This is a genomic window from Mesorhizobium sp. YC-39, from assembly GCF_025753795.1.
In the GTDB taxonomy this organism is placed as follows: Bacteria; Pseudomonadota; Alphaproteobacteria; order Rhizobiales; family Rhizobiaceae; genus Mesorhizobium.
The window spans coordinates 483482-503182 of record NZ_JAOWPS010000005.1 but is presented as its reverse complement, the minus strand read 5'-3'; the positions used below and the strand labels follow the sequence as shown (position 1 = coordinate 503182).

Genomic DNA, 19701 nt, shown 5'->3' with positions numbered 1-19701 from the left:
ATGGCTTCGCTACACGAGATAGCGAGGCACAATCCGGAGCACACGCCATGGCCGACGCCGCCTACGACAGCAACAATATCTTCGCAAAAATCATGCGCGGTGAAATCCCGTCGCACTGCGTCTACGAAGATGACGCGATCGTGGCCTTCATGGATGTGATGCCGCAAGGACCGGGCCATACGCTCGTGGTGCCGAAGGCGCCCTCGCGTAACCTGCTCGACGCCGATCCGGCAACACTCGGACCGCTTTTTGCGATCGTTCAGAAAATGACGCTGGCAGTCAAAAAGGCCTTCGACGCCGATGGCGTCACCGTCATGCAGTTCAACGAGCCGGCTTCGGGCCAGAGCGTCTATCACCTGCATGTCCATGTCATTCCGCGCTTCGAGGGCATCGCGTTGAAGCCGCATAGCGGACAGATGGAGAAGCCAGAAATCCTGGCTGAGAACGCCGGCAAGATACGGACGGCGCTGGCGACGGATTGACGTTCAGGCTTCGACCACCGCCTGGGCATGGCGCGGGCCACTCGAAGGGCGGCGCTGCTGCGCTTCGAATGCCACGAGCCCCAACCGCCAGCATAGTGCTGTGACCACGGTACCGCCGAGCACATCCATTAGGTTGTGACCGCCATGGATGAGGATCGCCGGCAGCAAGGCGGCATTGATCAGGATCAGCGCGAAACGCATCGGCCGGTATGGCCAGACGGCTGTCAACGACATCAGCGCCATAACCGTGTGGAATGAAGGGAACCCCACAAGTCCTGTCGCCTTCAGCGTGGAGATGTCTCGTACGCCCTCAACGAGCAGTCGATTTAATTCCGCGCCATAAGCGGAATTGACGACCGGCCGAACGATGCGGTCAATTTCAGGCGCCAACGTCCAGTAGGCGGAGGCGCCGCTGGATGGAAACAGCGCCCAGCAAAAAATCGTGGCCAGCGAGGCGAACACCGTCCCCAGTGCGGCCGCGTGCAACCGCCGCCGGTCGTTCGCCATGCCAAGAAAGAGAAAGACAAAGAGTATCTGGGCCAGCGTCAGATTGTAGATTTGCCTGAGAATGTCCGACAGGCGTGGGTACTGGGAAATCCACGCACACGCGTCTGGCCAGGAATAGCCGAGCCAGGCATCCATCTGCACGAGGGTGGCATCGATCGGTGCCGAAGGCCGCGGCAAAAGCAGAAGGTTGAAAAGCGAGGTAGGCACGGAATAGACGATGAACAGCGCCAGAATGTGCGTGGTGAGTGCGATCCGTTCCACCTTGCGGAAATGGCGATAGAATTGGCCAAGCGCGATCATGACGACGGCGAAGCCGATGGAAAAACCATATGCACCAAGCGCGACGACGACGCCCTTCTCCCATATCAGGAACAGGCAAACCGCGACCATCGCCAAAGTGATGGTCAGGATCGTCCGTTCTGCAGGCAAGAAAATCATCCCCGGAACATCTCCGAAGGACGTTAATTCGACGTGAAAGCGAGACGTTCAAGAAACACAAATCCGAACAAACTCGCTTGCTGAGGCCGTGCCGGCTTACCGCCTAGAACCTGTGAAAGACGGATCAGAAAATTTCTCGAACGCCGTCGGTTGTAGGTCTTGCTGAAGCCGCTCCTGAATTGCGTTCGCGCACTGCGCCGGGCTCAGAAGCGATGTATCGACTTCCAGATCATAGAGGCCGGGATTGTGTACTGCCTCCTGCCACAGGCGGACCGGCAGTGGCGCAGGATCGCCAAGGGACCCGGTCACGTAACCTTTTTCCGCTGCGCTGCGAGCCCGTCTTTCCAGGATCACCTCGATTGGACAGCGAACGCCGACGAACAAGACCGGCAGGCCGTCGAGACGTCGGGCGCAATCAACAAGAACATGGAGTGGTTTTGAATAGATGTCGTGGTGACCGAAATCGGCCACGACATTCAGCCCTAATCGGCTATGGGCAGCGATCGATTCATAGAGAGCTGCGTAAAATCTCGGAACGAGAATTTCTATGTCCGGCCGCTCTCCTCCAGGCCGCAGCCCGATGCCGGGGCGATATCGCCGGGGCGTGATGTGGTCGACATGGATATCGACGCCCAGATTCATCCAAGGCTCGGCGAAATTCTCCTGAATGGCCTGAACGATGCTCGATTTCCCCGATCGTGGCGCGCCGTTGAGGATGATGATTTGTCCAACCTCGGCCATGCGTCACCTCTCTTCCAACAAAAAAAGCCCCGTCTCCGGGGCTCTTTTCGACCTAAGGGTTGGCTACCCCTTGCGGGGCAGTTGCGGCACCAGGCTGCGCTTGCCGCCATCCTTGCCCTTGGACTCCGGCTTCTGCGCCACGGCCTTTTTCACGGCGGGCTTTTTCGCCGCAGCCTTCTTGACCTTGGGCGCCTCGTCCAGCTCTTCCTTCTTTGGCTTGACCGGCGCCTCGTCGGCCAGCGACTCGAGCTTCAGGCCGGTCTCGCCGGTCTCCTTCTTCTCGACGGTGACGCGCACCGTGCCACCCTTTTTGAGCTTGCCGAACAACACCTCGTCGGCCAGTGGCTTCTTGATGTGCTCCTGGATGACACGGCCGAGCGGCCGCGCGCCCATACGCTCGTCATAGCCCTTGTCGGCCAGCCAGGCGATCGCGTCCGGCGACAGGTCGAAGGTGACGCCACGCTCGGAAAGCTGGGCTTCGAGTTGCATGACGAACTTCTGCACCACCTGATGGATGACCGGCACCGGCAGCGAGCCGAACGGGATGATCGCATCGAGACGGTTGCGGAATTCCGGCGTGAACAGCCGGTTGATCGCCTCGACATCGTCGCCTTCGCGCTTGGTCGAGCCGAAACCGATCGCCGCGCGCTGTGCATCCGAGGCGCCCGCATTGGTGGTCATGATCAGGATCACATTGCGGAAGTCGATCTGCTTGCCGTTATGGTCGGTCAGCTTGCCATGGTCCATGACCTGCAACAGGATGTTGAACAGGTCTGGATGCGCCTTCTCGACTTCGTCCAGCAACAGCACGCAATGCGGATGCTGGTCGACGCCGTCGGTCAGGAGGCCGCCCTGGTCGAAGCCGACATAGCCGGGAGGCGCGCCGATCAGCCGCGAGACGGTGTGGCGCTCCATATATTCCGACATGTCGAAACGGATCAGTTCGACGCCGAGCGAAGCAGCGAGCTGCTTTGCCACTTCGGTCTTGCCGACGCCGGTCGGACCCGAGAACAGGTAGGAGCCGATCGGCTTTTCCGGTTCGCGCAGGCCGGCACGCGCCAGCTTGATTGCCGAGGTCAGTGCCGTGATCGCGGTGTCCTGGCCGTAGACGACACGCTTCAACTCGACGTCCAGACCCTGCAGCACCTTCTCATCGTCGGCCGAAACCGTCTTCGGCGGAATGCGGGCCATGGTAGCGATCGTCGCCTCGATCTCCTTGATGCCGATGGTCTTCTTGCGCTTGGCCTCCGGCACCAGCATCTGCGAGGCGCCGGTCTCGTCGATCACGTCGATCGCCTTGTCCGGCAGCTTGCGGTCGTTGATGTACCGCGCCGACAATTCGACCGAAGCCTTGATCGCCTCGCTCGTGTAGCGGACCTTGTGGAATTCCTCGAAATAGGGCTTCAGGCCCTTCATGATCTCGATGGCATCCTCGATGGTCGGCTCGTTGACGTCGATCTTCTGGAAGCGCCGCACCAAAGCGCGATCCTTCTCGAAGAACTGGCGGAACTCCTTGTAGGTGGTTGAGCCGATGCAGCGGATCGCGCCGGACGACAGCGCCGGCTTCAACAGGTTCGACGCGTCCATGGCGCCGCCCGACGTGGCCCCTGCCCCGATCACGGTATGGATCTCGTCGATGAACAGCACCGCGCCGGGATAATCCTCGAGCTCCTTGACGACCTGCTTCAGCCGCTCCTCGAAATCGCCGCGATAGCGGGTGCCGGCCAGCAACGTGCCCATGTCGAGCGCAAAGATGGTGGCGTTGAGCAGCACTTCCGGCACATCGCCCTCGACGATGCGCTTGGCAAGGCCTTCGGCGATCGCCGTCTTGCCGACGCCGGGGTCACCGACATAGAGCGGGTTGTTCTTCGAGCGGCGGCACAGCACCTGGATGGTACGGTTGATCTCGCTCTCGCGGCCGATCAGCGGATCGATCTTGCCAGCCTTGGCCTTGTTGTTGAGATTGACGCAATAGGCGGTCAGCGCGTCCTGCTGCTGCTTCTTCTTGCCGTTTTCCTCCTGCGGCTCAGCACCGTTCTGACCGCCCTGCTCGTCGTCGGCGCCGCGCGGCGTCCGCGCTTCCGAAGCGCCGGGGCGCTTGGCGATGCCGTGCGAGATATAGTTGACCGCGTCGTAGCGGGTCATCTGCTGTTCCTGCAGGAAATAGGCGGCATGGCTCTCGCGCTCGGCGAAGATGGCGACAAGCACATTGGCGCCCGACACTTCCTCGCGGCCGGACGATTGCACGTGGATCACCGCGCGCTGGATGACGCGCTGGAAGCCGGCCGTCGGCTTGGAATCCTCATCATAGCCGGTGACGAGATTGTCGAGTTCGGTGTCGATATAGGTGAGCACCGTATGCTTCAGCTCGTCCAGATCGACATTGCAGGCACGCATGACGGCGGCCGCCTCGGTGTCGTCGATGAGCGCGAGCAGCAAATGTTCAAGGGTTGCGTATTCATGGTGCCGCTCATTGGCGAGCGTCAGCGCTTGGTGAAGCGCCTTTTCCAGGCCTTGGGAGAAAGCCGGCATGTTACCTCACTTCTTCTCCATCACGCATTGCAGCGGATGCTGATTCTGTCGGGCGAAATCCATGACCTGGGACACTTTGGTCTCGGCCACCTCGAATGTATAGACCCCGCACTCGCCCACTCCATGATTGTGAACATGAAGCATGATGCGTGTGGCGGCTTCACGGTCCTTCTGGAAAAAACGCTCCAGCACGTGAACCACGAATTCCATGGGTGTGTAGTCGTCGTTGAGGATGAGGACCCGGTAAAGGCTGGGCTTCTTGGTCTTGGTTTTGGTGCGCGTGATGACGGCCGTGCCGCGACCGGCCTCATTGCCGTCGCTGCCGTTTTGCATACGCGCCACGTCTCTCGTGGCAGTCAAACCGATCGTCACGTAGTCCTGCCTTTTTCGAATCCCCATGCGAGTTCGACATGTAGGTGTTCGATGGACGATTTTAAGCCCTTCTGTTTAGCTGACAATATGGCTAGGTGGCCAAACTTGATGGATTTTCGCAATCGTGAAGCCGACGGAGCCCCTGATTTGAAATTGCCATGAAAAAACCCGGCCGCGCTTCCGCGACCGGGTCTGTCTTACAGGCTCGGGGCCGTCTTCACATCATACAGACAAATTACTTCGCCTTTGCGACGATCGATTCGAAGGGCTTGTAGGCTTCCTTGGCGAGTTCGGCATAGAGATCGCCGATCTTTGTCGCTTCGGTGACGAAGGATTCGTAGGACTGCTTGGCATAGTCGGACTGGATTTCGACCGCCTTCTCCAGCGACTTGGCCGAGATGAGTTTCTCGACTGCGGCGCTGCCGGCTTCGAAGCTCTTCTTGGTGTATTCGCCCGCTTCGGCGGCAATGGCCTGCGCGCCCTTGGAAAGGGACGCAAAGCTCTTCAAGCCGGTGTCGGCAAACTCTTTGCCGTATTTGCTGAAATCTTCGTAGGTCTGGGCCATTTCACGCTCTCCCTTGATGACGGCCTTTGACGGCCGCCATCCGAACGATGGGCGCCTATCCGGCCACGTTGTGCAATGCACGTCAGTATATTGTGCGCTGCACAAAAGTCAAGATTTAGCCAAAATCGGCGACCCCCGCCACGCCGGCTGTGGCTAAGATTCGAATAAAGAGAAACTCAATCCCGAAGAAAATGGTGAACGCGGCGGTTACCATAAACGGATTGGTAACGCTGGCCGCGTTAGCGTGGCCGGAAGTGAGGCAGGACCCTTTGCCGCCTCCAGGGCAACAAAAAATTCAAAGGAATTATCGGTGCGTCAGGCGTTGTCGGGCATTCTTTCCAAATCCGCGTCCTCTTTGAAAACGATCATGATCCTCGCTTTGGCGATGACATTCGTCGTTGCCGAGGCCGCGTCGTCGCAGGCGGCCAGGTCGGCCGCCATCGTCATCGACGCCAAGACCGGCAAGGTCCTTTATTCCTCGGATGCCGACGGCCGGCGCTATCCCGCCTCGCTCACCAAGATGATGACGCTTTACCTGACCTTCGAGGCCCTGGCGAAGGGCAAGATCGCCAAGAATTCGCGAGTCGTCTTCTCGGCGCGTGCTGCAGCCGAACCACCGACGAAGCTCGGCGTCCGGCCCGGCGGCGCGGTCACGGTCGAGACCGCGATCCTGTCGATGGTGACCAAGTCGGCCAACGACTCGGCAACCGCGCTCGGCGAACTCCTCGGCGGCAATGAAGCCAATTTCGCCCGCATGATGACCGCCAAGGCCCGCGCGCTGGGCATGAAGTCGACCGTTTTCCGCAATGCCAACGGTTTGCCGGATCCCGGTCAATTCACGACCGCGCGCGACATGGCATTGCTCGGCATCGCGCTGAGAGAGCATTTTCCCCAGTATTACGGCTATTTCTCGCAGCGCTCTTTCCTGTATGGCCGTAAGCGAATCAACGGCCATAACCGGCTGCTCGGTCGCATCAAGGGCGTCGACGGCATCAAGACGGGTTACACGCGGGCCTCCGGCTACAATCTCGTCTCCTCGGTATCCGATGGCGATCGTCGCATCGTAGCGGTGGTCATGGGCGGGAAATCAGGCGGCAGCCGTGACAACCAGATGGCCGGGTTGATCAACGCCTACATGCCGAAGGCGTCGTCGCGCGGCAGTGGTGTGCTGATCGCCAAGGCTGGCGGCGGCAACCCGATCACGGCACTGGCCAAGGTGTTCCTGCCCAAGCACGACGCGCCGACGCCGGACGAGAAGCCGGACAGTGACGCCGTCGCCGCTCTTGTTGAAGAAAACGCGCCCGTCGTAGAGGAGACCACTCCCGTCGTTCAGACCAGAAAGGTCAAGACGGTGGCCGTGGCCACCGCGGACGATGTGGCGACAGCCCGGGTTGCTGCGGCCTATGGCGAACCGGCGGCGGTCGATCCCGTCAATACCGCATCGGTGCCGTCGGGCTGGGCAATACAGGTCGCGTCTTCGCCAAAGCGGTCCGAAGCCCAGGCTTTCCTCGACAAGACGACGAAGCAGGCTCCCTCGGTCCTCGCCGACGCGTCCGGTTTCACCGTCGCTTTCGACAAGGACGGCGTCACCTACTACCGCGCCAGGTTTGGCGGTTTTGGTTCGAAGAACGCTGCCTGGAAAGCCTGCAGCGCCCTGAAGAAAAAGAAGATCGAGTGCTACGCCGTCCAGCAATAGGCGGTGTGGAAGAACGCCTCCCGGGAAATTTTGCGTCGAAGGAGACTAGTTGTGATTGGAGAGCAAGACATCCTTGGCTTCGTTGATCCGCGCCGCAAGGAAAGACGTGCCACCGATATCGGGGTGCAGGCGCTGCATCAGGCGGCGGTGCGCCTTGCGGACATCCGCCGCGGCGGCCCCCGCTTCAAGACCAAGGATCTTGTAGGCCTCCTCCTTAGTCATGGCGCCCGCACCTGGCGCAACACCCAGCCCTTCGCCACCATTCGCCTCAGCGTCTTTGCGCCAGACGGGAAATCTGCTGTCAAGATACGTCTCTAGCAATTGGCGGCTCTCCGGGTCACCGGAAAGTTCGCGGTAAAGCTGCTGCAATTCCGCAAACCCCATGGCGCCGAGCATCTTGCCTTCATGGCGGCCGGCCAGCACGAGACCTTCCAGGCTGCCGGTATCGTGGTCGAGCTCCATTTCGAGTGCAGCGGTGCGCACCGTCGAATGCTTGCCCGGCGACAACTTCACTGGCGGCCGTTTCATCCGCATGGAGCCGTACCAGGCGAGCGCCGCCGACAGGATCAAACCGCCAATACCTTGGCGTCCAACCAGAATCACGGCAACCCCGACCAGCGCCAGTAGGACGGGCCCAACCGTCCTCATCCCGCTTGCGAGTTTCGCCGGGTCGGCGCGGAGGAAGATCGTAGCCGCGCCGAGAAGCACCAAAAGCAATGCTACCAATGCGATAATTGCGCCCATTATTTCCTGCCGCCCCGCAGATGCTCGATCATCAGCCGGTCTTCCGGCCTGCCCCTGGCTTCCAGTGCCGTCAGCCCGCCGGTCGCAAATACGGCGACCGCCGAAAGCAAGCTGGCCAAGGTCGCGGCGGCGCGCCGATCAAATCGGAACCATGCCCCTTTGGATAACCGCGCGATCTCCTTAAAGGCCTTTTCTGCGCCGGAATCATGACCCTCCTGAAAGACGAAGACAGGAACGCCATGCAGGCCGAGGCCGCCGGCTTTCGCGGCAAGGTCGTCGACATTTTCTTCCATCGCATCGCCGATATAGACCAGCGCGTTGACCTTGGAGACCGCCGTCTGTTTCAGCGCATGGGCAAGCACCCTGCCGATCTGGGTATGGCCGCTGCGGCATTCTATCCGCGTCATCAATTGCTTCAGCGCGTCTGTATTGGTCACGAACGCGGATGAACGGCACTCGCCCAGACCGCGAAAATAAACCAGTTGAACCTTGAGCGCCCCGGCCTTGCCGACGGCGTCGAACATCTCGCCCTGCAGCGCACAGGCGAGATCCCAGGTCGGCTGGCGGCTCATCGTGGCGTCGAGGGAAAGGATCAGCCTGCCTGAACCGGTCGCGGACGCGGCAAGCGTCCTTGCTTGGCGAACAAATGCCTCGATCTCGCCGGTGCTCGATTGAGGCTTGACCGGCGCAGGATCGGCCCTTGCGGGCACGGGTTGCTTCTTGTCGCTCATGCGATTCAAGATGTGGCGTTGCCGCACCGCTTGCAAGTCCATCATGATGCGACTTGGAGGGCCAGCAATCAAGACAATCGGCCTCGGACCTGACGCCTTCGCCTCAGAGCAGGCCGAGATCGGCAAGCTCGCGTCTGAGTTTCGGCGGTATCTCGAACAACCCGGCCTTGCCCTTGCCGAGATCGGCCGGCGCATCGGAAGGCTTCAGGTAGCGCCAACCCTGAAAGGCGCGGCGCGGCTGCCAGTCGGTGCGCACGACCTCGGGATCGAGGACAAGATGGCAGCGACCAATACCCTCGTCGTCGGTGAAGGGCCGGATTTCGGTGATCAGTTGGCGGCACTGGACATTGCCTTTGACCACCCAATAAAGCGACCCACCATCGGTGACCTCGGCGCCGCGCGTCGGCACCATGCGGGTGGTGTGGTAGTGCTCGGCCGGCTCGCCGGCGCGCCTTTTTTCCTCGAGGCGGAAAGCAATCCACTCTTCGAGATCCTCGACGCTGTCGCAGCCGACGCAGAGTTTTATGAGATTGAGAGACATGGCGTTAGGTTTAGTCCGGCGCGCCGATGCGTCAACGGCCTGATCGACTTCTCCACAGTGCCAAGCTTGCGCGCCTCAGCACTCCACGACGTTGACGGCCAGCCCGCCAAGACTGGTTTCCTTGTATTTCTCGTTCATGTCGAGGCCGGTCTGGCGCATGGTCTCGATGGCGGCATCGAGCGGCACGAAATGAATACCGTCCCCCTTGATGGCCAGCGAAGCGGCGGTCACCGCCTTGACTGCGCCCAGCGCATTGCGCTCGATGCACGGCACTTGCACCAGCCCGCCGACCGGATCGCAAGTCATGCCGAGATGATGTTCGAGCGCAATCTCGGCCGCGTTCTCGACCTGCTCAGGCGTGCCGCCCATGACCGCGCACAGGCCCGCCGCAGCCATCGCCGAGGCCGAACCGACCTCACCCTGGCAGCCGACTTCGGCGCCCGAGATCGAGGCGTTGGTCTTGATGATGCCGCCGACCGCCGCAGCCGTCAGCAGGAAATCGCGGATACTCGGCTGATCGGCCTCGGGATGGAAATGCAGCCAGTAGCGCAGCACCGCGGGCAGCGTTCCGGCAGCGCCATTGGTCGGCGCGGTGACGACGCGCCCGCCGGCGGCGTTCTCCTCATTGACCGCCATGGCGTAGATCGACAGCCAGTCATTGGCGAGCAGGGGGTTGGGTCGATTCTGCTGCCACTGCTCCTGCAGCTTGTCATGCAACTGCCGCGCGCGACGGCGCACCTTAAGCCCGCCCGGCATGATGCCGTCCTGCGACAGGCCGCGATCGATACAGCCCTTCATGGCGCTCCATATGCCGTCGAGACCAGCGTCGAGCTCTTCGCGCGACATCTGCGTTTCCTCGTTGACGCGCTTCATCTCGGCGATGGAAAGGCCGCTTTTCGCCGCCATGGACAGCATCTCGACCGCGTTCTTGAAGGGATAAGGTACCTTCTTCTTGCCTTCCGTCGTCACCGATCCCTTGGCCTTCATCCGCTGCAGTTCTTCCTCGGAAACCACGAAGCCGCCGCCGATCGAATAATAGATGCGCTTGAGCAGCAGCCGGCCGTCGGCATCATAGGCCGAGAAGGCCATGCCGTTGGCGTGGCCGGTGAGCGGCGTCTTGCGATCCAGCACCAGGTCCGTGGCCGGATCAAAGCGATAGGATGAATGACCGGGCGGCGAAATCCGCTTCTCGGCGGCGATGCGGGTGACAATGCCGTCGGCCTGATCGGGATCGACGGTCTGCGGCGTCTCACCGGCAAGGCCGAGCACCACCGCGCGGTCGGACCCATGGCCGATGCCGGTGTAGGCGAGCGAGCCGTGCAGGCTGGCGGCGATGCGATCGACCTTGGCGCCGGCCGGACGCGGCCAGTCGTCTCCCGCCACTTCGTCAAGAAATCGCCGCGCGGCCGTCATCGGCCCCATCGTGTGCGAACTTGATGGTCCGATGCCGATCTTGAACAGGTCGAAAACCGAAAGGAACACGCGGCACTGTCTCCGTGATCAATCCACATATAGGAATTCTCATGATGTTTCCGCTCTTTTGAAAATTCCGGCGCAGCGGCTGCCGACCTTGTTTGCTCCGGCAGCGACATGACCGCGATCGATCATCGAAGCGACGGCTCTGCTTGTGATAAAAGGAAGCGCATGGGCGATTCCTTCCATCTGTCGACGGCCGATCTCGCGGCGCTGGCCTTCTTCCTCGTCGTATGGGTGCTGCATACGCTTGCCTCCGACGGGAAGCTGGTCAGCCGCGTGTCCCTGACGACGGCGATGAACGCGCAGCGCGAAGCCTGGATGCGGACCATGGCCGAGCGCGAGATCCGCATCGTCGACACCGCCATCATGAGCGGGCTACAGCAAGGGACCGCCTTTTTCGCCTCAAGTTCGCTGATTGCGCTGGGCGGCTGTTTTGCTTTGCTGGGCGCTTCTGACCAAGTCATTTCGGTGCTGAGCGACTTGCCGCTGGGCGACGCGCCGTCGCGCGCGGCCTTCCAGATAAAGGTCTTCGGCCTGGTGCTGATCCTGGCCTTTGCCTTCTTCAAATTCGGCTGGGCTTACCGGTTGTTCAACTATTGTACGATTCTGATCGGCGCCGTGCCGATCCCGCATGGCGAGGCCTCGCGCAACCCGGTGACCGAAACGGCGGTCTGGCGGGCGGCGCGTATGAACATGCTGGCCGGAAAACATTTCAATTCCGGCCTGCGCGGCGTGTTCTTCTCGATCGGTTATCTGGGCTGGTTCGTCGACCCGATGGTGTTCGTGCTGTCGACGCTGCTGCTTCTGGCCGTGCTGGTCCGCCGTCAGTTCTTTTCCGCCGCGCGGCAGGCAGTGATCGGTCAGCCACCTGGCCCATTATCCGGTCCAGGGAAAGGCCGGTCGATGCGGCCTGACAGCCAGTAGGCGACGAGCCCTATCCATTCACGGATCGCTGTGGTTGTGACCTCTAGCCCGTTATCGGGGGGGAATGAGCCGATGTTCTCTGTGCCAGTGGTCATGTAGTCGACCGGCCACGGAACGGTCGGAAAGCCGGCCTTGTCAAACAGCGCCTTGGCGCGCGGCATATGGTAGGCAGAAGTCACAAGCAGCCAGGTCTCGCCGGGTTTGGGTGCAACCATTTCTTTGGTGAAGACTGCATTTTCGTAGGTGTTGCGGGACTTGTTCTCGAGGATTAGCCGATCGGCTGTTACGCCAAGCGCGGTGAGCACGCGTGGCCCGGAGTCTGCGTCGCCCTCACCTTTGACCAAGATTTGAACGGTGCCACCGGAGATGGCGATCTTCGCAGTTGGAAAACGCCGCGCCAGCACGGCCGCTTCGACGATCCGGTCGCCAGCGCCGTTAATTTCATAACCGCCACGCACGGCATTGATCGCACCCTCAAAACCGCCGCCCAGCACGATGATACCGTCGAGCTTTTCTGGCAGAGGTGGTCTGGGGAAGCGATCCTCCAGCGGGCTGATCATTATTGCGCCGAGTTCCGTCCATGTCGAAAGCACAAGAATGAGAACGGTAAGGGCGCCGCCGGCAGTCGCCAATCGTCGCCGGCCGAACATCGCCGCCAAAAGCCCCGCCAGCAGCAGAAAGATCGCAAGATTCAACGGCTGGACAAAGAACCAGAGCACTTTAGAAAGATAGAAGAACATCCCTCACCCCCCGCATCGGCCCGAAAACCGGAATCGATTTCCGGAAGCACGATGCGCAGATTCAAAAGTCTTGGAGCGTACTTTATGCCTCCAGGTGGATGCAGGTCACTCCAATGCATGTCGCCCCAAAACCGTTTGGCGGTTTAGGGTAACGACATGCATTAACTGGGGCTAATACGTCTCGCATCATTCAAACGCGATGCCTTGGGGACGATACTACCACCACTTCTCCGGCTGAAAGGTGCCGGCCGCCTGTTCGATGACATGGGCAGTCTGGAACAAGGTCTCTTCGTCGAAGGGCCGGCCGATCAGCTGCAGGCCGAGTGGCAGGCCCTTGGCGTCGAGGCCGGCGGGTACGGCGATGCCCGGCAGTCCGGCCATGTTCACCGTCACGGTGAAGATGTCGTTGAGGTACATCTTGACCGGGTCGGCGGCCATGTCCTCATCAGCGATGCCAAAGGCCGCCGACGGCGTCGCCGGCGTCAGGATGACGTCGACGCCCGCCGCGAACGCGGTCTCGAAATCCCGCTTGATGAGGTTTCTCACCTTCTGCGCCTGCAGATAGTAGGCATCGTAATAGCCGGCCGAGAGCACATAGGTGCCGATCATGATGCGGCGCTTGACCTCACGACCGAAGCCGGCGGCGCGGGTCTTCTCATACATGTCGACAATGTCCTTGCCGGGCACCCGCAGGCCGTAGCGGACGCCGTCATAGCGGGCGAGGTTCGACGAGGCTTCGGCGGGCGCCACGATATAATAGGCCGGCAAGGCATATTTCGTGTGCAGCAAGGAAATGTCGACGATCTCGGCGCCGGCATCCTTCAGCCAGGCAATGCCCTTCTGCCACAGCGCCTCGATCTCTTCGGGCATGCCCTCGACACGATACTCCCGGGGGATGCCGACCTTCATGCCTTTGACCGGGCGGCCGATCGCTGCCTCGTAGTCCGGCACCGGCCTGTCGACCGAGGTGGTGTCCTTCGGATCGACCGAGGCCATGGATTTGAGCAGAATCGCGGCGTCGCGCACGTCGCGGGCGATCGGCCCGGCCTGGTCGAGCGATGACGCGAACGCGACGATGCCCCAGCGCGAGCAGCGGCCATAGGTCGGCTTGATGCCGACTGTGCCGGTGAAGGCGGCGGGCTGGCGGATCGAGCCGCCGGTGTCGGTGGCGGTGGCGCCTGCGCACAGGAATGCCGAGACGGCCGAGGCGGAGCCGCCGGACGAACCGCCCGGCACGAGCTGGGCATTGTCCAGCGTGCGCGCGGTCCTGGTACCGCCGGCCGAGACGAAACCGCCATCGCCCTGATGCGTGGTCGGCATCACCACCGTGTCGAGGCGCGAGCGCCGCCACGGATTGACTACCGGGCCATAGTAGGACGTCTCGTTGGACGAGCCCATGGCGAACTCGTCCATGTTGAGCTTGCCGAGCATGACAGCGCCGTCGGCCCACAGATTGGCGGTGACGGTCGATTCGTAGCGCGGCTTGAACCCATCCAGCACGTGGCTGCAGGCCTGGGTGTGGATGCCCTCGGTGCCGAACAGGTCCTTGATCCCGAGCGGGATGCCTTCGAGCGAACCGCCCTCGCCCCTGGCCAGTTTCGCATCCGAGGCCTTGGCCATGTCGCGTGCCTTGTCGTCGGTGACCGCGACATAGGCGTTGAGCGCCGGATTGGCCCGCTCGATCGCCGAGAGATAGGCTTCCGTGATCTCGGTCGCGGTGATTTCCTTGGCGCGCAGCTTGGCGCGGGCCTGAGAAATCGTGAGTTGCGTCAGGTCGCTCATCGGGCAAGGCTCTTTTCGTAAAACACCGACCACTCGGTATCAGGGTAATCCAGAACCGGACCGCAGCGCGAGAAACCGGCACGTTCATAGACGGTCCATGCGGCCGGATGGCGGTCTCCGGTCTCCAGCACCAGACGCTTCAGCCCTTCGCTGCGCGCCAGCGCCTCGACCCGCTCGACGATTTTCGCGCCGATCTTCCGGCCGCGATGCGAAGGCCGCGTATACATGCGCTTGACCTCGCCAATGGCGCCATCGTGGCGTTTGAGCGCGCCACAACCGATGGCAAGGCCGTTGTCGCGGGCGATGAAGACGGTCGTGTTCCTGTCAGCCATCTGCTCGACGGTCATGTGGTAGCAATGCTCCGGCGGCGTCAGTTCGAGCAGCGTCGCGTTGAGCTCGTCGATCAGCGTGCGCACATCGTCCTGCAACGGCGTCTCGATGGCGATCTCGATTGCCATCGGCCGCTACTCCACGACCTTCGGAACGAGGAAGAAATTCTCTTCGGTCGCTGGCGCATTGGCAACGATGTCTGCTGCCTTATTGCCGTCGGTGACGACGTCCTGGCGTTTCTTCATCTCCATCGGGGTGACCGAGGTCATCGGCTCGACGCCGGAAACGTCGACTTCGTTCAACTGCTCGACAAAGCCGAGGATGGCGTTCAACTCGCCAGTCATGCGCTCGGCATCCTCCTCGCTCACCGCAATGCGGGCGAGACGCGCGACGCGCTTCACAGTCTTGATATCAACGGACATATTTGTCGCCTCGGGAAAACCAGGTCGCGCTATAGCGGCGCGGCGCGTGCCGCGCAACATGCATCATGCCGGCAATCCCGCTAGAACGGGTCTAGGGTGTGTTGAGATTCAGGTCAGGCCGCGCCGGAGTCGAAGACGGACGCGAAGCGACCAACAGGTGGCTGCCGAGAGCGTACTTAAAGTACGTGAGCACCGGAAGCGCAGGAAGCCGCGATTTGCAGGCCGGCATCACCTGAATCTCAACACACCCTAAGGCAGCGCGACGCCGTCGCAGAGGAAGTAGCTGCCGCTGTTGCCGCTGGCCTCGCTTTCGTCGTCGACTGGCCGGACCGAAACCAGGTCGATCTGCTTCGGGTTCATTTGCGTGACCGACAAAACGTCAGGAAAGAGATAGCCCGGCTCCTGGCAGATGGCGGTCACCGCCCAGCTCGGTGAACGTGTCGCCTTGGTGATCTCAAGGAATTCGCAATTGTATTCGATGCTTTCCAGGCCGCGGGCCGACAGCACAATGTTGCCGGCCTCAATCACCGTCTGCAGCGTATCCTTTTTGGCTTGAGCACAAAGATCCTCGGATTGGAGATAGACACCTTCGATGAAGTCCTCGGCGGCGGGCGCAGGCGATGCCGCAACCAGAATCGAAATGCAAAGAGAGCTCCTCAAAGCCATGTTTTCATTCCGTTTTGGTATCTTCCGGTATCTTCTACAAGGTAATCGTCTCGCCGATCTTCGGCAATGCCACTTTCACATCCGATCCATCCATTCCCGCCACGAACTTTTCGGCGGTCTGGTCGATGATCGGAAACGTGCCGAAGTGGCTGGGGATAACCGCATCGAAATCGAAGAAGCGCCGGCAGGCAAGAGCCGCCACCGCGCCGCCCATGGTAAAGCGGTCGCCGATCGGCACGATGCCGATCTTCGGCTCATGCAATTCGTTGATCAGCGCCATGTCGGAAAAAATGTCGGTGTCACCCATATGGTAGAGCGTCTTGTCTTCCGGAAAATGCAGCACGAGCCCGCCCGGATTACCGAGATAGACGTTCTGGCCACCGTCGATGCCAAATGACGACGAGTGCAGCGCCTGGACGAAGGTGGTGGTGAAGCCACCGCAATCAACGGTGCCGCCGATATTGCCTGGATTGATCTTGTTGTCGCTGACGCCCTTGCCAACCAGGTACATGCAGATTTCGAAATTGGCGACCAGCATGGCGCCGCTTTTCCCGAGCACTTCCAACGCGCCGCTGGCGTGGTCGTTGTGGCCGTGCGTCAACAATACATGCGTGACACCTTCCGCCGGTCCTTCCCAGCCGCCGGTCCATGACGGATTGCCGATCAGATAGGGGTCGATGAGGATTCTCGCGTCTGCGGTCTCGATGCGGAATGCCGAATGTCCGTACCAGGTCAGTTTCATCAATGCCTTCCTCGATTTTTGCTCTGTCAAAGGGTAGAACGCAGTCAGTAAAATTAAAGTCCCACAAAGGAAAGTCGTTGAGCATTATCAGCATCGAGGAGTTGCCGGCACGGCTTGGCGGCGGCAAGACGCTGGCCGGGCTCGATCTCGGCGACAAGACGATCGGCGTGGCGGTTTCCGACCGGGGTTTTTCCTTCGCCCATCCGCGCCCCGTCATCATGCGCCGGAAATTCTCCCTGGATGCCGCAGTCCTCCTCGCTTTGCTGCAGAAGGAGAACGCCGGGGCCGTGGTGCTTGGCCTGCCGGTCAACATGGATGGGTCGGAAGGACCCCGCGCCCAGAAATCCCGCGCCTTCGTCCGCAATATGGCTGGTCTGACCGACCTGCCCTTCGTTTTTTGGGACGAGCGGCTGTCGACGGTGGCGGCCGAGCGGACATTGATCGAAATGGATTTTTCGCGCCGCAAACGAGCCGGCAAGATCGATTCGGCGGCGGCCGCCTTTATTCTGCAGGGAGTTCTGGACCGGCTTCAGTCGCTCGATGCAAGTGCTCGGACGGAACCGAATCCATCCACCGCTTCTTGATCCAGGCAGCAATGTTGCGACGCCGGCGAAACGCCCAAAACGCCATCAAGAGCAGCCCGTCGAAGACGCAGGCTTTCGCCACCATGCCGGGAATGATCGCCGGATCGACGCCAAGCATCTGCCCGTAGAGCTGGAAGACGAGATCATGCAATTGCCGGCTAAGCATCACATAGCCGAAATTGATGTCGTTGAGCGACAGGAAGAACCAGCCCCAGAACAGAGCGAGCGGAGCAACCCAAAGTGCGAACAGGTAGCGCATCAGCGGCCATCCCTCGGGTTGGTGTCCGATCGACCGGAAATGCGTGAGAGCAAGGAACTGTGCGCCGCGTCCTTCGCCATCAGATGCGCGGCGGCCCGGATGTCGGCTCTGGCCGGAACCGCTGCGGTAAAGGCCGAACGCCGCTCCGCAAGCATGGCGACATAGGAAGCCAGCAGCGCGGCCAATTGCACGGCGACGGCCATGAACAGCCCGTTGATGCCTTGCGCGGCGCCGCCGACCAGAACGAGCGACAATACGCCGGAAGCCGAGATGAAGGCGGTGCGCACGACGCTGTCGACGGCTTGCGGGTCTGGTACGCCGCTGATCAGGGTCTCGACGAAGGCCCAGCAAAACAGCACCGCAACAACAAGCAATGCGACGGCAAGCGGCGCCACGACGATGGCGTTTTCGAGATCGGCGAAATGGGCATTCTGAATGGCAACGCCCAACACACCGAGCGCCGCCGCAACGCCGCGATTTCCGTCAATGCAGATGAACGCCAGCAGGGCGAAAGCCACTGCCCAGTGCAAGGCCAGAAAGGAGGTCAATATATACCGCATGGCGTTCCTGCTTTGGTAAACAGGACATTGGGCTTTGCGGCTTGCCGCCGCAATGGAAACCATTTGTTAAGGTTAACGGCCATCCACAGGGACGCGACAAAGAACAAATCCCCTGTCAAAACCCTCTCAATTGACCGGCGGATAGAGCGTGTCGATGATCATGCGGGCATCGTGGCGCGAATCGAGCATGCCGTAGGTGTTGCGCCACTGGCCGGCCAGCCGCGTCTCGACGAAAGCATCGGCGATCCGCCCTGCTCCCAGCCGGCGCAGCTCCGCCGCCGCCGCCGACAGCGCCAGTTGCTCCGTCAGCAGCCGCGCCGAGCCCTCGTCGGTTGCCGCCACTTGCATCGCCGCCTTGAGCACGCCGATAGTGCCACGCCCGCCGGCGCCGAGATCGCGGTCGATGCCGGTCAGCACCTCCTCGAACAGGCCGGGCGCCCGGCCAAGCACGCGCAGCACATCGAGCGCCATTACGTTGCCGGAACCCTCCCAGATCGCATTGACCGGCGCTTCGCGGTAATAACGGGCAAGCGGCGCTTCCTCGACATAGCCATTGCCGCCAAGGCATTCCATCGCCTCGTAAAGCAGCGGCGGCGCGATCTTGCAGACCCAGTATTTGACGACCGGGGTCATGGCGCGGGCGAAGGCGGCCTCGCCGCGGTCGCTGGCCGCCTCGTCGAAGGAACGCGCCAGCCGAAACGACAGCGCGGTGGCGGCGGCAACGTCGAGCGCCATATCGGCCAGCACGCGTTGCATCAACTGCTGCTCGATCAGATTGGCGCCGAACACCTGGCGGTGACGTGTATGGTGGACGGCCTCGGCCAGCCCTGCCCGCATGATCGCCGACGAGGCCACGGCGCAGTCGAGCCGGGTCAGCGTCACCATGTCCATGATCGTCTTTACGCCCGCGCCGGGCTCGCCGACCATTTCGCCAATGGCGTTGACGAACTCCACCTCGGACGACGCATTGGAGCGGTTGCCGAGCTTGTCCTTCAGCCGTTGGAAGCGAAAACCGTTGCCCGACCCATCGCCGAGAATGCGCGGAACGAGAAAGCACGAAAGTCCCTCCGGCGCCTGTCCGAGCACCAGAAAGGCATCCGACATCGGTGCCGACATGAACCATTTGTGGCCGGTGAGCCGGTAGAAGCCGCTGCCAGCGCGCTCGGCCCGGGTGGTGTTGGCGCGCACATCCGTGCCACCCTGCTTTTCGGTCATGCCCATGCCAAGCGTCAGCCCGGTCTTTTCGACCGGCGGCCTCTGGCTCTGGTCGTATTTGCGCGTCGTCACCCTGGGCGCCCATTCGCGAAACAGTTTTGGGCTGGCCATCAGCGCCGCCAGCGATGCGCTGGTCATGGTGATGGGGCAGAGGTGTCCGGTCTCGAGCTCCGCTGTCAGATAAAAACGCGCGGCGCGCACCTGATGACGTCGCCCGACCTCGGCATCGCCATTTTCCCAGACCGAGGAATGCAGGCCGTTGGCCACCGATCGACGCATCAGCGCATGATAGGCCGGGTGGAACTCGACCTGATCGATGCGCCGGCCCTGCCGGTCATGCGTCCTGAGCTTCGGCGTCTCGACATTGGCCAGACGGGCCAGTTCCTGCGCCTCCGGCGTCAGCACGAACCGGCCAAGGCCGTCGAGATCCTTGCGCACCGGATCGGAAAAGCGCTCGGCAAGCTGGATCAGCAACGGATCGCCTCGCCACGCATTGCCGCCCGTCAGCGGCGGCGGCTGGTTGATCACGTCGTCGGTCACGCACAGTCCTTGTTGTCTGAGGGCTACGAATCCGAAGCCATTGGCGGTTATAGCCAAGCGTTGCCGCGCGCGCGACGAAAAACCGGGGAGAAAGGCCGCAATCCAAAGCTGG

Annotated in this window: 22 protein-coding genes; 4 read left to right on the top strand and 18 right to left on the bottom strand. The window is 61.6% G+C overall.

Translation table 11 applies throughout. The features are described 5' to 3' along the window. Window positions 1–47 precede the first annotated feature (47 nt). Window positions 48–482 (top strand): HIT family protein, encoded by a 435-nt coding sequence (locus tag OHD62_RS28090; RefSeq protein WP_263789824.1) that lies wholly within the window; start codon window positions 48–50, stop codon window positions 480–482. A gap of 3 nt (window positions 483–485) precedes the next feature. On the opposite strand, the gene OHD62_RS28085 is transcribed toward OHD62_RS28090, so the two are convergent. The 5 genes from OHD62_RS28085 to OHD62_RS28065 all read right to left on the bottom strand — a co-directional run bounded on the left by OHD62_RS28085 (window position 486) and on the right by OHD62_RS28065 (window position 5637). Then, on the bottom strand, window positions 486–1427 hold the full coding sequence (locus OHD62_RS28085; RefSeq protein ID WP_263789822.1) for a phosphatase PAP2 family protein: 942 nt from the start codon (window positions 1425–1427) through the stop codon (window positions 486–488). Window positions 1428–1523: 96 nt separating this feature from the next. Then, window positions 1524–2168: a chloramphenicol phosphotransferase CPT family protein gene (locus tag OHD62_RS28080; protein ID WP_263789821.1), complete on the bottom strand. Its 645-nt coding sequence runs from the start codon at window positions 2166–2168 to the stop codon at window positions 1524–1526. A gap of 63 nt (window positions 2169–2231) precedes the next feature. Then, on the bottom strand, window positions 2232–4700 hold the full coding sequence (gene clpA, locus OHD62_RS28075) for an ATP-dependent Clp protease ATP-binding subunit ClpA (protein ID WP_263789819.1): 2469 nt from the start codon (window positions 4698–4700) through the stop codon (window positions 2232–2234). A 6-nt stretch (window positions 4701–4706) separates the two neighbouring features. Then, on the bottom strand, window positions 4707–5033 hold the full coding sequence (gene clpS, locus OHD62_RS28070) for an ATP-dependent Clp protease adapter ClpS (RefSeq protein ID WP_036241697.1): 327 nt from the start codon (window positions 5031–5033) through the stop codon (window positions 4707–4709). A 274-nt stretch (window positions 5034–5307) separates the two neighbouring features. Continuing rightward, entirely contained in the window at window positions 5308–5637 is a 330-nt protein-coding gene (locus OHD62_RS28065; RefSeq protein ID WP_263789817.1) for a phasin family protein, read from the bottom strand. Between the two features lie 310 nt (window positions 5638–5947). Between OHD62_RS28065 and OHD62_RS28060 the strand changes: the two genes are divergently transcribed. Next, window positions 5948–7333, top strand: coding sequence for a D-alanyl-D-alanine carboxypeptidase (locus OHD62_RS28060; RefSeq protein ID WP_263789816.1), 1386 nt, complete (start codon window positions 5948–5950; stop codon window positions 7331–7333). A gap of 45 nt (window positions 7334–7378) precedes the next feature. Here the strand turns inward: OHD62_RS28060 and OHD62_RS28055 are convergent, their stop codons facing one another. The 4 genes from OHD62_RS28055 to OHD62_RS28040 all read right to left on the bottom strand — a co-directional run bounded on the left by OHD62_RS28055 (window position 7379) and on the right by OHD62_RS28040 (window position 10831). Further along, window positions 7379–8077, bottom strand: coding sequence for a DnaJ domain-containing protein (locus OHD62_RS28055; RefSeq protein ID WP_263789814.1), 699 nt, complete (start codon window positions 8075–8077; stop codon window positions 7379–7381). Further along, window positions 8077–8808: a VWA domain-containing protein gene (locus OHD62_RS28050; RefSeq protein ID WP_263789812.1), complete on the bottom strand. Its 732-nt coding sequence runs from the start codon at window positions 8806–8808 to the stop codon at window positions 8077–8079. Before OHD62_RS28050 ends, OHD62_RS28055 begins: the two co-directional genes overlap by 1 nt. A gap of 103 nt (window positions 8809–8911) precedes the next feature. After that, a complete protein-coding gene (locus OHD62_RS28045) occupies window positions 8912–9349 on the bottom strand; it encodes a DUF1489 family protein (RefSeq protein ID WP_263789810.1) in 438 nt (145 codons plus the stop codon). Window positions 9350–9424: 75 nt separating this feature from the next. Continuing rightward, on the bottom strand, window positions 9425–10831 hold the full coding sequence (locus OHD62_RS28040) for an L-serine ammonia-lyase (protein ID WP_263789808.1): 1407 nt from the start codon (window positions 10829–10831) through the stop codon (window positions 9425–9427). Between the two features lie 162 nt (window positions 10832–10993). Between OHD62_RS28040 and OHD62_RS28035 the strand changes: the two genes are divergently transcribed. Next, window positions 10994–11749, top strand: coding sequence for a DUF599 domain-containing protein (locus tag OHD62_RS28035; RefSeq protein ID WP_263789806.1), 756 nt, complete (start codon window positions 10994–10996; stop codon window positions 11747–11749). Here OHD62_RS28035 and OHD62_RS28030 read toward each other — a convergent pair. From OHD62_RS28030 to OHD62_RS28005, 6 genes are all read right to left on the bottom strand, one after another. Beyond that, window positions 11686–12489 (bottom strand): YdcF family protein, encoded by an 804-nt coding sequence (locus OHD62_RS28030; protein ID WP_263789804.1) that lies wholly within the window; start codon window positions 12487–12489, stop codon window positions 11686–11688. The genes OHD62_RS28035 and OHD62_RS28030 overlap by 64 nt on opposite strands. A gap of 216 nt (window positions 12490–12705) precedes the next feature. Beyond that, a complete protein-coding gene (locus OHD62_RS28025) occupies window positions 12706–14271 on the bottom strand; it encodes an amidase (protein ID WP_263789801.1) in 1566 nt (521 codons plus the stop codon). Then, window positions 14268–14729, bottom strand: a complete 462-nt coding sequence (locus OHD62_RS28020; protein ID WP_263789800.1) for a GNAT family N-acetyltransferase — start codon at window positions 14727–14729, stop codon at window positions 14268–14270. Before OHD62_RS28020 ends, OHD62_RS28025 begins: the two co-directional genes overlap by 4 nt. 6 nt (window positions 14730–14735) lie before the next feature. Further along, the gene (gatC, locus tag OHD62_RS28015) at window positions 14736–15023 is read right to left on the bottom strand and encodes an Asp-tRNA(Asn)/Glu-tRNA(Gln) amidotransferase subunit GatC (RefSeq protein ID WP_263789798.1); all 288 of its coding nucleotides are present in this window, start codon (window positions 15021–15023) and stop codon (window positions 14736–14738) included. Window positions 15024–15272: 249 nt separating this feature from the next. Beyond that, window positions 15273–15689, bottom strand: coding sequence for a hypothetical protein (locus OHD62_RS28010; protein ID WP_263789796.1), 417 nt, complete (start codon window positions 15687–15689; stop codon window positions 15273–15275). Window positions 15690–15723: 34 nt separating this feature from the next. Continuing rightward, window positions 15724–16431 carry a metal-dependent hydrolase gene (locus OHD62_RS28005; RefSeq protein WP_263789795.1) on the bottom strand — a complete coding sequence of 236 codons (708 nt, stop codon included), beginning with the start codon at window positions 16429–16431 and terminating at the stop codon, window positions 15724–15726. A gap of 77 nt (window positions 16432–16508) precedes the next feature. Between OHD62_RS28005 and ruvX the strand changes: the two genes are divergently transcribed. Beyond that, on the top strand, window positions 16509–17015 hold the full coding sequence (gene ruvX / locus OHD62_RS28000) for a Holliday junction resolvase RuvX (RefSeq protein WP_263789794.1): 507 nt from the start codon (window positions 16509–16511) through the stop codon (window positions 17013–17015). Here the strand turns inward: ruvX and OHD62_RS27995 are convergent. The 3 genes from OHD62_RS27995 to OHD62_RS27985 form a co-directional block, all read right to left on the bottom strand. After that, window positions 16933–17274 carry a DUF6105 family protein gene (locus tag OHD62_RS27995; protein WP_263789792.1) on the bottom strand — a complete coding sequence of 114 codons (342 nt, stop codon included), beginning with the start codon at window positions 17272–17274 and terminating at the stop codon, window positions 16933–16935. The two genes, ruvX and OHD62_RS27995, sit on opposite strands and share 83 nt — an antisense overlap. Further along, complete coding sequence (locus OHD62_RS27990) at window positions 17274–17834, bottom strand: hypothetical protein (RefSeq protein WP_263789790.1); 561 nt, start codon at window positions 17832–17834, stop codon at window positions 17274–17276. Before OHD62_RS27990 ends, OHD62_RS27995 begins: the two co-directional genes overlap by 1 nt. A 126-nt stretch (window positions 17835–17960) precedes the next feature. Beyond that, window positions 17961–19589, bottom strand: a complete 1629-nt coding sequence (locus tag OHD62_RS27985; protein WP_263789788.1) for a DNA alkylation response protein — start codon at window positions 19587–19589, stop codon at window positions 17961–17963. Window positions 19590–19701 lie beyond the last annotated feature (112 nt).

Bases quoted from the DNA above. Each gene is read 5' to 3' on its own strand.
- OHD62_RS28090 (WP_263789824.1), top strand. From the start codon at position 48: ATGGCCGACGCCGCCTACGACAGCAACAATATCTTCGCAAAAATCATG.
- OHD62_RS28085 (WP_263789822.1), bottom strand. From the start codon at position 1,427: ATGATTTTCTTGCCTGCAGAACGGACGATCCTGACCATCACTTTGGCG.
- OHD62_RS28080 (WP_263789821.1), bottom strand. From the start codon at position 2,168: ATGGCCGAGGTTGGACAAATCATCATCCTCAACGGCGCGCCACGATCG.
- clpA (WP_263789819.1), bottom strand. From the start codon at position 4,700: ATGCCGGCTTTCTCCCAAGGCCTGGAAAAGGCGCTTCACCAAGCGCTG.
- clpS (WP_036241697.1), bottom strand. From the start codon at position 5,033: ATGCAAAACGGCAGCGACGGCAATGAGGCCGGTCGCGGCACGGCCGTC.
- OHD62_RS28065 (WP_263789817.1), bottom strand. From the start codon at position 5,637: ATGGCCCAGACCTACGAAGATTTCAGCAAATACGGCAAAGAGTTTGCC.
- OHD62_RS28055 (WP_263789814.1), bottom strand. From the start codon at position 8,077: ATGGGCGCAATTATCGCATTGGTAGCATTGCTTTTGGTGCTTCTCGGC.
- OHD62_RS28050 (WP_263789812.1), bottom strand. From the start codon at position 8,808: ATGAGCGACAAGAAGCAACCCGTGCCCGCAAGGGCCGATCCTGCGCCG.
- OHD62_RS28045 (WP_263789810.1), bottom strand. From the start codon at position 9,349: ATGTCTCTCAATCTCATAAAACTCTGCGTCGGCTGCGACAGCGTCGAG.
- OHD62_RS28035 (WP_263789806.1), top strand. From the start codon at position 10,994: ATGGGCGATTCCTTCCATCTGTCGACGGCCGATCTCGCGGCGCTGGCC.
- OHD62_RS28030 (WP_263789804.1), bottom strand. From the start codon at position 12,489: ATGTTCTTCTATCTTTCTAAAGTGCTCTGGTTCTTTGTCCAGCCGTTG.
- OHD62_RS28025 (WP_263789801.1), bottom strand. From the start codon at position 14,271: ATGAGCGACCTGACGCAACTCACGATTTCTCAGGCCCGCGCCAAGCTG.
- OHD62_RS28020 (WP_263789800.1), bottom strand. From the start codon at position 14,729: ATGGCAATCGAGATCGCCATCGAGACGCCGTTGCAGGACGATGTGCGC.
- gatC (WP_263789798.1), bottom strand. From the start codon at position 15,023: ATGTCCGTTGATATCAAGACTGTGAAGCGCGTCGCGCGTCTCGCCCGC.
- OHD62_RS28010 (WP_263789796.1), bottom strand. From the start codon at position 15,689: ATGGCTTTGAGGAGCTCTCTTTGCATTTCGATTCTGGTTGCGGCATCG.
- OHD62_RS28005 (WP_263789795.1), bottom strand. From the start codon at position 16,431: ATGAAACTGACCTGGTACGGACATTCGGCATTCCGCATCGAGACCGCA.
- OHD62_RS27995 (WP_263789792.1), bottom strand. From the start codon at position 17,274: ATGCGCTACCTGTTCGCACTTTGGGTTGCTCCGCTCGCTCTGTTCTGG.
- OHD62_RS27990 (WP_263789790.1), bottom strand. From the start codon at position 17,834: ATGCGGTATATATTGACCTCCTTTCTGGCCTTGCACTGGGCAGTGGCT.